Raw genomic sequence first — 14,753 nt, 5'->3', positions numbered from 1 at the left:
CGCGCCTGCTATCATGCGCGGCACCTCCATCGCACAGGATCGCGCCGTTCCCCATGGATTACCGCAAACCCTCCGACCGCAAAAGCATGCACTCGCGCATCGTCCAGGAATTGGGCATGCAGATCGTCTCCGGGCGCTTCAAACCGGACGACAAACTGCCCGCCGAAGCCCTGCTGTGTGAGGAGTACGCGGTCAGTCGCCCGGTACTGCGCGAAGCCACCCGTGTGTTGGTCGCCAAGGGTCTGGTGTATTCCCGTCCGCGGGTCGGCACCGTGGTCAAGCAGCGCAAGGAATGGCACATGCTCGACCCGGACGTGCTGCACTGGCTGATGCAAAGCAGTCCGCAGAATGAATTCTTCGATTTGCTGACCAGTGTGCGCAGCATCATCGAACCGGCCGCGGCCGCCCTCGCCGCGCAATTCGCGACCGACGCCGACATCGCCTCCATCGGTGAAGCCTACCAACGCATGGAAGCGGCGCCGACGCCTGAAGCGCTGTTGCAACCGGACCTGGATTTCCACAGCCGCATCGCCGATGCGACCCACAACGACCTGTTGGCCAACCTGTGCAACATGTTGTCGGTGGCGATTGCCGAAGCGTTGAAGCATTCCAACCAGCGGCCGAACTTGCATGAACTGGCGTTGCCACGGCACAAGGCGATTCTGACCGCGATCGAGAACCGTGATGCGCTGGGCGCACGGCATGCGACGCTGGTGCAGCTCGATGATGCGCGCAGTGCGCTGAATGTGGTGCTGGGCACCGATCCCGCGAACCCACACTGACCCTGTGGGAGCGAGCTTGCTCGCGATAGCGGTCTAACATTCAACATCTATGTTGAATGACACTCCTTCATCGCGAGCAGGCTCACTCCTACAGGGGTTTGGTGTGAAATTGAGGCATAAAAAAGCCGCAACCTCAGGTTGCGGCTTTTCTGTTTCAGCCAGAGATCAATGAGCGAACAGCGAGTTGCCCTTCTGTCCAGCCAGTTTCTCCGGTTTGATCAGGAACCGTGCCAGCGCTGGCAACAGCCAAAGTGCGCCAAACATATTCCAGAGCAGCATGAAGGTCAGCATCAGGCCCATGTCGGCCTGGAACTTGATGGCCGAGAAAATCCAGGTGCACACGCCAATCGCCAGGCACAGGCCGGTGAACAGCACGGCTTTACCGGTGGACTTCAGCGTCTGGTAGTACGCCTCTTGCAACGGCAGGCCAGCCCGCAGGAAGCTTTCCAGACGGCTGTAGATGTAGATGCCGTAGTCCACGCCAATCCCCACGCCCAGCGCCACCACCGGCAGCGTCGCGACTTTCACGCCGATGCCCATGAACGCCATCAGGGCGTTGCCCAGGACCGAGGTCAGGACCAGCGGCAACACGATGCACAAAGTCGCCGCCCAGGAACGGAAGGTAATCATGCACATGGTCGCGACGCAGATGTAGACGAGGATCAGGATGGTCAGCTCGGATTCCTTGATCACCTCATTGGTGGCCGCCTCGATACCGGCGTTACCGGCCGCGAGGATGAATTCCAGGCCTTCCTTGTTGTTCTCCTTGGCGAAGTCCTGCACGGCATGCACCGCGCGATCCAGGGTGGCAGCCTTGTGATCGTTGAGGAACACCAGCACCGGCGCCAGGGAGCAACTGTTGTTGTACAGGCCGTCAGCACGAGCGATGGAATTGTTCAGCACGTCCGGGTTGCGCGACAGGGTTTCCCATTTCAGGTTGCCTTCGTTCATGCCCTTGATCATCTGCTTGGACACGGTCACCAGCGAGATCGCCGACTGCACGCCCTCGGTGTTCTGCATCTTCCACATCAGTTCGTCAATTGGCGCCATGGCTTCATAACGCGAGCAACCTTCGGCCTTGGTCTTGACCATCACCACCAGCACGTCGGAACTGGTGGAGTAATTGCTGATGATGAAGTTGTTGTCCTTGTTGTAGCGCGAATCCGGACGCAGCTCCGGCGCGCCTTGATCGAGGTCGCCGATTTTCAGGTTCTGGCTGTACCAGAGGCCACCGCCAAAGGCCAGCAAGGCCAGGACGATCGACACCGGCGCTACCTTCGGGCTGGCAAAGTTCGCCAGCAGGCGCCAGAACGGGTGTTCGCGGTGGGCGTCTTTCTTGCTGCGCGCGACGGCACGTTTGCTGATACCAACGTAGGAAATCGCCACCGGCAGCAGAATCAGGTTGGTGAACACGATAACCGCCACACCAATGGAGGCCCCGATCGCCAGCTCACGGATCACACCGATGTCGATGATCAGCAGCGTGATAAAGCCCACGGCATCGGCGAGGATCGCGATCATCCCCGGCAGGAACAGCTGGCGGAACGTGCGGCGTGCAGCGGTCAACGCGTTGTCCGCGTCACTGGACTGCAAGGCGATGCCGTTGATCTTCTGCACGCCGTGGGAAATACCGATGGCGAAAATCAGGAACGGCACCAGCATCGAGTAAGGATCGAGCCCGAAACCAAAAAAGTGCATCAGCCCCAACTGCCAGACCACCGCCACCAGCGTCGTACTCAATACCGCCACGGTGCTGCGCATGCAGTTGGTGAACCAGTACAGCAGGATCAAGGTGATGATGAAGGCGACGCCGAAGAACATCACCACCATGACCAGGCCATCGATCAGGTCGCCGACTTTCTTGGCGAAACCGACGATGTGGATCTTCACGTTAGGGTTCTGGACTTCGAACTTGTTGCGGATCTTGTCTTCAAGTTCGTGGGAGAACTTGCGGTAGTCCAGCGCCAGCAACTTGCCCTGGTCCTGCGGGTCCGGGTAGGACTCCAGCAGCGGAATATCGACGATGCTCGACTTGAAGTCGTTGGCCACCAGACGCCCGACCTGACCGGACTTGAGCACGTTGTTGCGCAACAGGTCGAGGCTTTGCTGGGAGCCGTTATAGCTCTGCGGGATCACTTCACCGCCGGCAAAACCCTCCTCCGTCACTTCGGTCCAGCGTACGCTCGGGCTCCACAATGACTTGAGGCCGGAACGGTCGACGCCGGAAATGTAGAACACTTCGTCGTTGATCTGGCGCAGGGTCTCCATGTATTCCTTGGAGAAGATGTCGCCGTCAGTGGCCTCCACGGAAATCCGCACCGTGTTGCCCAGGTTCGCCAGGTCGTTGCGGTGCTCCATCATCTTCTGGATGAAGGGATGCTCGAGGGGGATCATTTTTTCGAAACTGGTGGACGGCCGGATCAGCGTTGCCTGCCAGAACAGGAAAATGCTGACCAGCAGGCAGATGACGATCACTGCCGGGCGGTTATTGAAGATCAGGCGCTCAAGAAACGTCGCCTTGTCCTGTTGATGGGTTGTCATGGATGTCATAGCTCCGCCCTTCTTATTATTTGCCCAGCTCTGAGCCGGTTGGCGAAGTAGCGCGAACGCCGCCCTGTCCTGCCAGAATCAGATTACCGTTGCCTGCCGCCGTCACTGCCGACACGGAAATGCGATCCGGCCGGTTGAACACGCTGAAGGTTTCGCCGTTGTCGTTGCTGCGAATCACCGAACCGCCGTTGCCGACGATTACGATGGAACCGTCGTCGAGCAACGTGGCGCCCGACAGACCAAACTCCAGCGCACCGCGAGCCGCCTTGAGCTCGACCGGCTCCCAGGTGGTGCCGAAATCGGTGGAGCGAAACAGGTTGCCGCGCAGTCCGTAGGCCAACAGTGTGTTGGGCTGGGCGGTGCCGATCACGCCGAACAGCGAACCCTGGTAAGGACCTTCAAGCTTCTCCCAGGTCTGGCCCCAATCGGCGGAGCGGAACATGCTGCCCTGCTCGCCGACGATGAACAGCCCGGCATCCTTGACCGCGGCGATGGCGTTGAGGTGGTACTGGTCTTCGTTGTCCAGGCGGTCGCTGGCGTCTTCCCAGTTTTTGCCGCCATCGGTGGTGGTCATCAAATTACCGTACGCGCCCACGGCAAAGCCGCTGTTGACGTCCTTGAACCAGACGTCGAGCAACGGCGATTCGCGTTTCAGATCTTCGAATTGCTTGGTCCATGTGACGCCGCCGTCCTCGCTGGCGAGGATCTGTGCGTCATGGCCGACGGCCCAACCGTGTTTGTCATCGACGAAATACACCGAGGTCAGCAGTTGCCGGGTCGGCACCTTGGCCTGGGTCCAGGTTGTGCCCTGGTCATCGGAGTACAGAATGTGCCCGCGATCCCCGACTGCCACCAGGCGTTTGCCGGCGTGGGCAACGTCGAGCATCAGGCTTTTGCTGGCTTTGGCGGATTCAACGGAATAGACCACATCGGACGCCGGCGCGGCAGTGGCCAGCGCGGGTCCCGACAACATGGCGCAGCCCAACAGCGAGAGCGCTGTAGCCAGCAACGCGAATTTGCGTATTGCCGGCGGGCGGCAGATACCCACACCCATGACAGGCTCACTCATAGACCTTCCCCCATTATTATTGTTAGGTCGTTTAACCTTTCAGGGCGCCGTAAGGGGTGCGTATTGCGATTGCCTGTTCTGGAGCATAGTCCTGAAATGCGCAATCTAGAGCCCCTTCGGAAGCTGGCTTATCCTATCGGGGTTTGGAAAGGTCTGACAATCGACGCCACGTTATGTTTTGTTAACCTGGGGGGTATGGGGAGCCAGTGAATGATGGAGCATTCGCAGGTGTGATATTTGATAGCAAGTGCATATCCGTTGCTGCGGTAACGGCTGATTATGGTTTCGCTCTTACAGCGACTCACTTTTCCAGACGCCGAAAAGTAAGCAAAAGGCTTCGCCCCGGCGTACGGCGCCTCGCTGAGGCTCCGCGTACCCTCGCTACGGTGTCCATCAGGGGGCATCGCCTCCGGTCTGCTTCGCGACGACCTCCTCTCGATGTGTGCGGCTTCGCCGCACGGCGCTACGCGCCTAACCCCCTGATGGACACCTACGCTCGGCCTGCCGAAGGGGCGAAAGATCAAAAGCAGATCAAGATCAAGATCAAGATCAAAAGCCACGTCCACAGCCACATCGCTGGTCGCCTTTTACAGCCATGCACCGGCCTGACAAGCCAGCTTCCACAGTTGGATAGTGCACCTCAGAAAGATATTTGTCGGCTGCCAGGCCGCCATCGCTGAGATGCGGCGGCCCGACAAGCCAGCTCCCACAGGGGTCGGTGCACATCTGCAGGAGATTGGTCGGCTGATTGGGCGCCATCGCTGGCAGGCTAGCTCCCACAAGGTTCGGTGTGCATCTGCGGGAGTTTGGTCGGCTGTCAGGCCGCCATCGCTGCGATGCGGAGGCCCGACAAGCCAGCTCCCACAGGGGTCGGTGCACATCTGCAGGAGATTGGTCGGCTGGTTGGGCGCCATCGCTGGCAGGCCAGCTCCCACAAGGTTCGGTGTGCATCTGCGGGAGTTTGGTCGGCTGTCAGGCCGCCATCGCTAGCAGGCTAGCTCCCACAGTAAATCGGGGCATACCGCCCGCTCTTCACCACTCAACAGGATGAGCGTTAGCTCGGCTGCAGCTCTTGATCTTGATCCACGGGCGACATCGGAAGGCTGAGTGGAGGGATTCATCCGGGGTGGGAGCGCAGCGACCGTTCGACGAAGTCGAACACATCGAGAGGAGGTGCAGCGAAGCAAACCGGAGGCGATGCCCCCCGGATGGATCCCGGAGCGAAGGAACCCCGAGCCCCAGCGAGTGGGCCGAACGTAGGAGCAAGCGTTTTTTTGCTTACTTTTTTTAGGCGTTTGTAAAAAAAGTGAGTCGCCGTAAGGGCGAAACCGCCAGCCGCCGTTACCGCAGAAATGGATATGTACACCCAAAAACAACATGGTCAGCTATCAGGCCGCCATCGCGAGCAAGCTCGCTCCCACAGGGTTCGAGTGAACACCTGTGGGAACCCAAACCAACCTCAAGCCAAACTTTTACTGACCACCTCAAACACATCACTGGAAAGCTGCCCAGAAGCACGAATCCGCTCCAGCTCACCCTTCATCAACGCCTGACGCGCATCATCATATTTGCGCCAGCGAGTCAGCGGCGCCAACTGCCGCGAAGCAATCTGCGGATTAAACCCGTTCAACTCAATCACCAGATCAGCCAGGAACCGATACCCCGAACCATCCGCCGCATGGAAATTGATCAGATTCTGCCCCGCAAACGCACCCACCAGCGCCCGCACCTTGTTGGGGTTCTTGATATTGAACGCCGGATGCTGCATCAACTGCCGAACCCGCTCCAGACCACCCGGCAACGTGCTGCCCGCCTGAACACTGAACCACTGATCCATAACCAGCGGATTGTCCTTGAAGTGCTCGGCAAAACTCGCCAACGCCTTGGCCTTCTCGTCTTCGAACGGCGAATTCACCAACACCGCCAACGCGGTCAGGCGCTCGGTCATGTTATCGCTGGTCTCGAACTGCTCCAGCGTCGCCGCAAGGACTTCCGGCTTACCGCTAAGCATCAAGTACGACAGCGCAATATTCTGCAACGCACGACGAGCGAAATGCTCGGCCTCAGCCACATACGGGGTTTTCTTCGACAGATCGCGATTAGCCTGATAACGCAACCACAACGCCTCGAACAAACCCTCAGCCAATTGCTTGCGAGCAAACTCACGAGCGATATGGATGGCATCAACATCCGCCACTTCGCTGATTTCAGTCAAGTATGCCTCGCCCGGCAGCGAGAGCATTTCCGCCACCATCGCCTGATCCAGCGTCTCGTCGGACAGCACAGTGCGCAGAGCTGAAATCAGGCGCTGATCCAGCACCAGTGTCTCGCCCTTCTGATGCTGAGCGATCAACTCCTGCAACACCTGGACCGACAGTTGCTGACCGGCATCCCAGCGGTTGAAACCATCGCTGTCATGCTGCATCAGGAACATCAGCTGATCGCGGTTATACGGGAAGCTCAGTTTCACCGGTGCTGAGAACCCGCGCAGCAGCGAAGGCAGCGGCTGTTCAGCGATGTCGACGAAGGTGAACGTCTGTTCGGCTTCAGTCACCGAAATGACCCGTGATGTGCCTTGAGCACGGTCTTCACCGGAAAGACGCAAGGCAATCGCCGCGCCTTTGGCGTCCAGCAGGCCCAGTTCCACCGGAATCACGAAAGGTAACTTCTCGACCTTGTCCGGGGTTGCCGGGCAGCTCTGGCGGAAGGTCAGGCTGTAGGTTTTCGCCGCGGCATCGTAAGACTCGCTGACCGCCAGGCGCGGTGTGCCGGCCTGGCTGTACCAGCGCTTGAATTGGGTCAGGTCGACACCGTTGGCGTCTTCCATGGCCTTGATAAAGTCATCGCACGTCACGGCCTGGCCGTCATGGCGATCGAAATACAGGTCGCTGCCTTTGCGGAACCCTTCGGCGCCGAGCAAGGTGTGGATCATGCCCACGACTTCCGAACCCTTTTCGTACACGGTCAGGGTGTAGAAGTTGGAAATCTCGATGAAGCTGTCCGGGCGCACGGCGTGAGCCATGGGACCCGCGTCCTCGGCGAACTGATGAGTGCGCAGGTACGCCACGTCCTGGATGCGTTTCACGGTCGCCGAGTTCATGTCGGCGGAGAAACCGGAATCGCGGAAAACGGTGAAGCCTTCCTTCAACGACAACTGGAACCAGTCGCGGCAGGTCACGCGGTTGCCCGACCAGTTGTGGAAGTATTCGTGAGCGACGATCGCCTCGACACGCTGGTGCGCAGCGTCGGTCGCGGTTTCGGCGCGGGCCAGCACCGCGCTGGAGTTGAAGATGTTGAGGCCCTTGTTCTCCATCGCACCCATGTTGAAGTCGTTGACCGCGACGATCATGAAGATGTCCAGGTCGTACTCGCGACCGTAAACCTCTTCATCCCAACGCATCGACTTCTTCAGGCTGTTCATCGCGTGCTGGCACTTGTCGATGTTTTCCGGCTCGACATAGATGCGCAGCGCCACGGAGCGCTCGGTCATGGTGGTGAAAGTGTCTTCAACACACCACAAATCACCGGCCACCAGCGCAAACAGGTACGCCGGCTTCATGAAAGGGTCTTCCCAGGTCGCCCAGTGGCGGCCGTCTTCGCCAGGACCACTGGCAATCGGGTTGCCGTTGGACAGCAGCACCGGATAACTGTGCTGCTCGGCGACCACCGTGGTGGTGAACTTGCTCATCACGTCCGGGCGGTCGAGGTAATAGGTGATCTTGCGGAAGCCTTCGGCCTCGCACTGGGTGCAGAACATGCCGCTGGATTTGTACAAACCCTCCAGCGCGGTGTTGGTTTCCGGATGAATGCGCACGCTGGTATCGACCGTGAAGCGTTCGCTCAACGGCTGCAGCGTCAGATGATTTTCGGTCAGCTCATAGTCGCCAATGCCAAGTTCGCGGTCAGCCAGGTTGACCGTCAACAGCTCCAGTTGCTGGCCATCGAGGACCAGCGGCGGCAAGCCCGGGCCACGTTCAGGATTGCGGCGCATCACCAGTTGCGCATGGACCAGGCTATGGTCCTCGAACAACTCGAAGGTCAGGTGCGTCTCGTCGATCAGGTACTCGGGCGCCTGATAGTCCTTCAGGTAAATCATCTTCGGTTGTTCGGTGCGCATGCTGGAGTCCTTACTGATGCACGGCGAGCTGATAAGCCGTGTACTTACGAATATTGATCACGCCAGTGTCGAAAATCAGGTATTGGCCCTTGATCCCCAACAGCGTGCCTTCGGCAATCGGATTCTTGTCCAGGTTGAAGCTGACAATCTTGGCCGGGTATTGCTCGACCGGATAGCGGATTTCGAGGGTTTCTACGTCGGCAATGGTCTGGATTGCCTGTAAGCCAAATCGTTCCTGCAAACCCTGCAAACCTTCGGCACAGCTTTCAAACAATTGATCACGAACCTGAGCCAGGTCCACCGAAATCGCATCACCCTTGAGCAATGCACGCCAGTTGGTCTTGTCCGCTACCTGACTGCGAAACAGGTCTTCGACGAAGCCCGACTGCTGGCGCGTCGACACACGCATGATCGGCAGCGCCTGACGCGCGCCCTGGTCGATCCAGCGGGTCGGGAGCTGGGTGGCGCGGGTGATCCCGACTTTCACGCCGGAAGAATTGGACAGATACACAATGTGATCGGTCATGCAGAACTTCTCGCCCCACTCCGGCTCACGGCAAGTGCCTGCGTCGTAGTGGCAACGCTCCGGGCTCATGATGCAGAGGTCGCACTGGGCCAGCTTGGTCATGCACGGGTAGCAATAACCCTGGCTGAAACTGGTTTTGGTCTTGCGTCCGCAATGGGAGCAAAAAATCGCCCCCAGGTATTCCAGACGCACCGTGCTGCCGATCAATGGATTGACCGGGACCTCGACGTCATCCAGACGAAACGCGTACTGCACGTCCGGCCCGTCAAGGCGCGCCGACATTTTGCTGATTGCACCGCGGCCAATCTCAATCAATGGACGGCATCCGATTTGAACAGGATATTGGGCACGCTGATCGACTTCGAGCTGCACTCCTGCGGCCCCATGTAGCCGGTACGCTCTTCCTCGGGCAGGTTCTGGATTTCCCAGGCGATCATCGCCTGCAACGACAGTTCGCGCTGCTCGGCGGTGAGCTTGCCACCGTCGGACCATTTGCCGATTTCCACCGCCAGTTTCAGGCTCTGGTAGATATCGGGGGTGATGTTTTGGATCATTTCGTTAAAAGAGGACATCAAGAGCTCCGCGCGCTTAAATTCACATAACGGTTTCAGACGGCCAGTTTACGGCGGTTGTACAAACCGCCCAACAAACCGGTCAAGCATCCGACGAGCAACCCGCCGACGTGGGCGGCATTGGCAATTTCACCGAAGCCGATCATCGAGACCAGCCCGGACATGCACAGCACCAGCCACACCAGCATCATCACCAGCACGCCGCGCGGCAGGCGATAAGCCGGGTTCGGCGACAACAGCTGGAAGATCCAGCAATGCCCAAGCAAGCCATACAGCACGCCAGACAACCCACCGAACAGGGTCGGACCGCTGAAATAATACTGGGCGTAATTGGAGACCAGGCTGAACAGCAAGGTCAGGCCGATCAGGTTGATGCTGCCCTGGCGCGACTCGATGCGCCGCCCCAGCTCCCAATACCACATGCCGTTCATGGCCAGGTGCAGGATGCCGAAGTGGATCAGCATCGGCGTCACCAGACGCCACCACTGCCCTGCCGCCAAGCCGTCAGCCAGCGGCACGAACTGGATATAGTCGCCGACAACGCGAAAATCGAGGAAGGTCAGCCAGCGCATCGTGTCGAGGTTTTCACCCAGCAGCGTCACTGCGCCGACAATCAGGCTCAACAGCAGCACCAACCCGGTCGCCCTGGCGTGACGCAATTGCTCCACAAAACCGGGCCGCCTGGTGGTGTGCGCCACCGGAATGTCCAGTTGCTGATCAGGGTCACCTTCCGGAAAGCGTTCGTACAGGGAACGCACGTCTTCGCTGATATTGGCCGGCACCCACAGCACCTGCTCGCCCGCTTCTTCGCTGACGCGATGCGGCACTTGCATGCGCTGCAGCAGTTTGACGAACCCGCTCAAATCCACCGCCAACGGCAGACGCAGCACGGCAACCACACTCATTGCAGCACCTCCGGCCGCTCGACATCGACCCAGACGAATTTGTGCGGATCGAGCCGGGTTTCCTGATCCAGGCGATAAGCGACCAGTTTGCCGTAAAGCACCGCGCTGTAGTCCAGGCAGGCCAGGTTCGGACGGATCGGCGCCGGTTTGCCGCTGCGCCAATAGTGGCCGACGAACAGCAACGGTTCATCGACGCCATAGCGCAACAAAGTGTTTTTTTCCGTTGAAGACAGTGGCTTTCGGGCCACGGGCTCAGGCAAGGCATCAGGCTGGAACACAATATCTCCGTAGGTTTGCGGGTCGTCTTCCCAGAACTTGGTGCGAAAGAACGAGCGCGTCAGGCCATCGCCGCTGGTCATGGTCAACCCGTCAGGCAAGCGCATGTCAGTGCCGCGCAGCAAGCGATCGAACACGGTGCAGGCGAAGCTGCCCGGCACGGCCGAAGCCTGGAGGAAATGTTCGTCGATGCAACCATTGGGAAACAGCGCGCGCAACGGTTCGATCAAGCCCGAATCCCAGCAGGCGTGCACCACGCGAAAGCGTCCGGCGTCGACGAACAGGGGCAGTTCGTAGAACCATTGCTGGAAATCATGCCAGTCGCCGGGATGCTGTTCGAATTGAGTCAAGGTTTCGCCCAGCAAGCGTGCATGACGTGGCGTGTGTTCGCGCACGAACTGCTTGCCGCTGCCCGGAGGTGCGGGGGTGGCCCAGCCCAGCGCGTTGAATTCATGGTTGCCCATAATGCACAGCGCCTGCCCGGCCTCGACCATGTCGTGGACGATGTACAGCGCCTCACGAATTCGCGGACCGCGGTCGATGATGTCGCCAACGAACACCGCCATGCGTGACGGGTGTCGCCAGACGCCACCTTGTTTGTGATAACCGAGCCGGTCGAGCAAGTGCTCAAGGGTCAGAGCGCAACCGTGCACGTCACCGATCAGGTCGTAGCTACGCGCGGGATCGAGCATCAGTCGCCTCCACCACCCAACCGACTGCCCCAGCCGAGCTTGGTCCGGCAGACTTCATAGTAATTGTGGTCGAGCGGGTGAATCAGCCGCAGTTTCTGGGCCTTTTTGCTAATGGTGATAGTGTCACCCGGCGCGCAGGTGAAATGGTTCTGCCCGTCACAGGAGACTTGCGGGTAGATCTGCATATCTTTGGACACGACGATTTTCAGCTCACTGTTGCCATCGACCACAATTGGCCTGCCTGACAAGGTATGGGGGTACATCGGCACTATCACAATAGCGTCAAGCTTGGGGTGCATGATCGGCCCGCCCGCCGACAGCGCGTAGGCGGTCGAACCGGTAGGCGTGGCGACGATCAGGCCGTCGGCCTTCTGGCTGCATACGAACTGGCCGTCGATGTACAGCTCGAACTCGATCATGCGCGTGGATTTGCCGGGGTGCAGCACCACGTCGTTCAGCGCATCGCCCTGGCCTATGGCCTCGGCATGGCGGCGGACTTCGGCTTGCAGCAGGAAACGGTTTTCCACCAGATAATGGCCGTCGAGCACTTCGGCGACTTTGACTTCCAGCTCATCGGGGCGGATATCGGTCAGGAAACCCAGGCTGCCCCGGTTGATGCCAAGCACCGGGATATTGTGTCGGGCCAAGGCACGCGCGGCGCCGAGCAGGCTGCCGTCGCCGCCGACCACAATCACCATGTCACAGACTTCGCCGAGCATCTTGCGCGACGAGGTTTGCAGGCCATGGCCGGGCAAGACTTCGGCGATGGTGTCTTCGAGGATCACGTGCAGATGACGATCGAGCAGAAAGCGTTTCAGTCGGCGGACGGTATCCAGCACCTGCGAACTGCCCAGGCGACCGATGATGCCGATATTACGAAATTGCTCCATGGGGCCCCTGAGGTCTGTGACGGCGAAAAACACGATTATGGGCGAAAGCGCGGGATAGACAAAATCCTTTCAGCCACAAGGATGTACTCCGATTAAGGCTATGCTCGCAAGATGATCCTATTTCCCGATTTGCTCCAGTTACCCCATCGGTTGCGCCACCCTGAAGTGCGCGACCTGGCCTGGGTCATCCTCGCGCCGCCGATGCTCGGCGAAACGCCGTGGCCACAGCGGCATCCGCTGGCCGGCAGTGACTGGGTGCAGGCGCCGGACCGGCTGGAGCACTGGCTGCGGCAACTGGACCACGACAGCTATGACTTGCTGCACTGGCTGGCGCAGGCCAGGACGCGGCGACTGGGCCTGTATTACGAGCGCTTGTGGCAGTACGCCGTGCGCCACGCGCCAGGCATCGACTTGATCGCGGCCAACATGCCGATCCGTCGCGAAGGTCACACGCTTGGCGAACTGGACATGCTATTGCGCGACCGCGACGGCGTGCATCACCTGGAACTGGCGATCAAGCTGTACCTGGGCCCGCAAAATGGCGACGGACACGACACCGCGCAATGGCTCGGGCCAGGCTGTCATGACCGGCTGGACCGTAAACTGGCGCACCTGACCCAGCATCAGTTGCCGATTTCTGCTCGACCAGAGAGCCGCGAAGTACTGGCGGCGCTGGATATCCAGCAGTTCAGCGCGCATCTGTGGCTGGGCGGTTACCTGCTCTATCCGTGGCCTGGACAAGCCGAACCACCTGCCGGCGCGCATCCGCAGCATTTGCGCGGTAGCTGGCTGCATCAGAAGGACTGGGCGCAATTTGTCATGCAGCGTCCATTCGGTCGCTGGCAACCCCTGCCCCGCCACGCTTGGCTGGCGCCGGCGCATTATCCGGCGGAGCTGACCTGGAACGCTGAACAGTTGAATGCCTGGCTGAGCGATCTGGAACCGCAGGCGCCAGCTCAATTGATGGTGCGCCTGACTGAAAATGCCGATGGAGAATGGGAGGAAGCCGAGCGGCTGTTCCTGGTGGCGGATCTTTGGCCGAATGTGCCGGGTGGTGGCTGATTTTTGTATCGTCTTCACCGGCCGGTCTAGATGGACAACCGCAACGCCAACGCCGCCAACGTCACCAACAGAACAGGCAACGTCAACACGATCCCGACCTTGAAGTAATACCCCCAGCCAATCTGAATATTCTTGCGCTGCAGCACGTGCAACCACAACAACGTCGCCAGGCTGCCAATCGGGGTGATTTTCGGCCCCAGGTCGCTGCCGATGACGTTGGCGTAAATCATCGCTTCCTTCACCACGCCCGTGGCCTGGCTCGCATCGATCGACAGCAAACCGATCAGCACCGTCGGCAAGTTGTTCATGATCGACGACAAAAGCGCGGTCAGCACGCCAGTCCCCATGGCAGCGCCCCAAACACCGTACTGCGCAAACCCGTCCAGCCACCCCGCCAGATACCCGGTGAGCCCGGCATTGCGCAGGCCATACACCACCAGGTACATGCCCAGCGAGAAAATCACGATCTGCCACGGCGCTTCTTTCATGACCTTGCGCGTGGAAATCTTGTGGCCACGGGCGGCGATGGCCAGCAGCAACGCGGCGCACACGGCGGAGATGGCACTGATCGGAATACCCAGCGGCTCAAGGGCAAAACAGCCGAGCAGCAGAATCACCAGCACCGCCCACCCGGCATAAAACGTTGCCTTGTCGTGGATCGCCGTGGCGGGATGCTCCAGTTGTTCGGGGTCGTAATCCTTGGGAATGTCACGACGGAAGAACCACATCAACATCGCCAATGTGGCGGCGACACTGACGACGTTGACCGGAATCATGACCGCCGCATAACGATTGAAGGTGATGTGAAAGAAGTCCGCTGAAACGATGTTCACCAGGTTCGACACCACCAGCGGCAGGCTCGCGGTATCGGCAATGAAGCCGGCGCCCATCACGAACGCCAGCGTAGCCGCCGGAGAAAAGCGCAACGCCAGCAGCATGGAAATCACGATCGGCGTGAGGATCAGTGCGGCGCCGTCATTGGCGAACAGCGCCGACACCAGCGCCCCGAGCAGCACCATATAAGCAAACAGCTTGCGTCCGCTGCCCCGCCCCCAACGCGCCACATGCAAGGCCGCCCAGGCAAAGAAACCCGCTTCATCCAATAACAGACTGATGATGATCAGCGCCACAAACGTGCCGGTGGCATTCCAGATGATCTGCCAAACAATCGGGATGTCGCTCAGGTGAACCACGCCGAAAATCAGGGCCAGCACCGCACCAAAAACCGCGCTCCAGCCTACACCGAGGCCTTTGGGTTGCCAGATCACCAAGGTGATGGTCAGCAGAAAAATCAGCGACGCAATGAGCATGC

General features: G+C 59.6%; 11 protein-coding genes. 2 read left to right on the top strand and 9 right to left on the bottom strand.

Annotated elements, in window-relative coordinates:
• Nucleotides 1-53: 53 nt before the first annotated feature.
• Complete coding sequence (locus tag ACM6I0_RS08605) at nucleotides 54-782, top strand: FadR/GntR family transcriptional regulator (protein ID WP_285434437.1); 729 nt, start codon at nucleotides 54-56, stop codon at nucleotides 780-782.
• Nucleotides 783-947: 165 nt separating this feature from the next.
• Here ACM6I0_RS08605 and ACM6I0_RS08600 read toward each other — a convergent pair whose 3' ends face one another.
• The 8 genes from ACM6I0_RS08600 to ACM6I0_RS08565 all read right to left on the bottom strand — a co-directional run bounded on the left by ACM6I0_RS08600 (nucleotide 948) and on the right by ACM6I0_RS08565 (nucleotide 12,379).
• Nucleotides 948-3,332: an efflux RND transporter permease subunit gene (locus ACM6I0_RS08600; RefSeq protein WP_285434436.1), complete on the bottom strand. Its 2,385-nt coding sequence runs from the start codon at nucleotides 3,330-3,332 to the stop codon at nucleotides 948-950.
• A gap of 16 nt (nucleotides 3,333-3,348) precedes the next feature.
• The gene (locus ACM6I0_RS08595) at nucleotides 3,349-4,401 is read right to left on the bottom strand and encodes a WD40/YVTN/BNR-like repeat-containing protein (RefSeq protein ID WP_285434435.1); all 1,053 of its coding nucleotides are present in this window, start codon (nucleotides 4,399-4,401) and stop codon (nucleotides 3,349-3,351) included.
• 1,459 nt (nucleotides 4,402-5,860) lie between these two features.
• Nucleotides 5,861-8,518: an aminopeptidase N gene (gene pepN, locus ACM6I0_RS08590; protein ID WP_414922015.1), complete on the bottom strand. Its 2,658-nt coding sequence runs from the start codon at nucleotides 8,516-8,518 to the stop codon at nucleotides 5,861-5,863.
• 10 nt (nucleotides 8,519-8,528) lie between these two features.
• Complete coding sequence (locus tag ACM6I0_RS08585) at nucleotides 8,529-9,359, bottom strand: DUF2797 domain-containing protein (RefSeq protein WP_414922014.1); 831 nt, start codon at nucleotides 9,357-9,359, stop codon at nucleotides 8,529-8,531.
• Nucleotides 9,356-9,616, bottom strand: a complete 261-nt coding sequence (locus ACM6I0_RS08580; RefSeq protein WP_090183249.1) for a YeaC family protein — start codon at nucleotides 9,614-9,616, stop codon at nucleotides 9,356-9,358. Before ACM6I0_RS08580 ends, ACM6I0_RS08585 begins: the two co-directional genes overlap by 4 nt.
• Nucleotides 9,617-9,651: 35 nt before the next feature.
• Complete coding sequence (locus ACM6I0_RS08575) at nucleotides 9,652-10,521, bottom strand: rhomboid family intramembrane serine protease (RefSeq protein WP_285434431.1); 870 nt, start codon at nucleotides 10,519-10,521, stop codon at nucleotides 9,652-9,654.
• Nucleotides 10,518-11,492, bottom strand: coding sequence for a metallophosphoesterase (locus ACM6I0_RS08570; RefSeq protein WP_414922528.1), 975 nt, complete (start codon nucleotides 11,490-11,492; stop codon nucleotides 10,518-10,520). The genes ACM6I0_RS08575 and ACM6I0_RS08570 overlap by 4 nt, the downstream gene beginning before the upstream one ends.
• Complete coding sequence (locus ACM6I0_RS08565) at nucleotides 11,489-12,379, bottom strand: NAD(+) kinase (protein WP_010459816.1); 891 nt, start codon at nucleotides 12,377-12,379, stop codon at nucleotides 11,489-11,491. Before ACM6I0_RS08565 ends, ACM6I0_RS08570 begins: the two co-directional genes overlap by 4 nt.
• 111 nt (nucleotides 12,380-12,490) lie before the next feature.
• On the opposite strand from ACM6I0_RS08565, the gene ACM6I0_RS08560 reads away from it, so the two are divergent.
• A complete protein-coding gene (locus ACM6I0_RS08560) occupies nucleotides 12,491-13,441 on the top strand; it encodes a DUF1853 family protein (protein ID WP_285434428.1) in 951 nt (316 codons plus the stop codon).
• A 26-nt stretch (nucleotides 13,442-13,467) separates the two neighbouring features.
• On the opposite strand, the gene ACM6I0_RS08555 is transcribed toward ACM6I0_RS08560, so the two are convergent.
• The gene (locus ACM6I0_RS08555; protein WP_414922013.1) at nucleotides 13,468-14,751 is read right to left on the bottom strand and encodes an arsenic transporter; all 1,284 of its coding nucleotides are present in this window, start codon (nucleotides 14,749-14,751) and stop codon (nucleotides 13,468-13,470) included.
• Nucleotides 14,752-14,753: the final 2 nt, after the last annotated feature.

Source organism: Pseudomonas sp. IT-P294 (assembly GCF_949767865.1).
Classification (GTDB): Bacteria; Pseudomonadota; Gammaproteobacteria; order Pseudomonadales; family Pseudomonadaceae; genus Aquipseudomonas.
The sequence above is the reverse complement of the archived record's forward strand: the minus strand, read 5'-3'. Positions and strand labels throughout refer to the sequence as shown.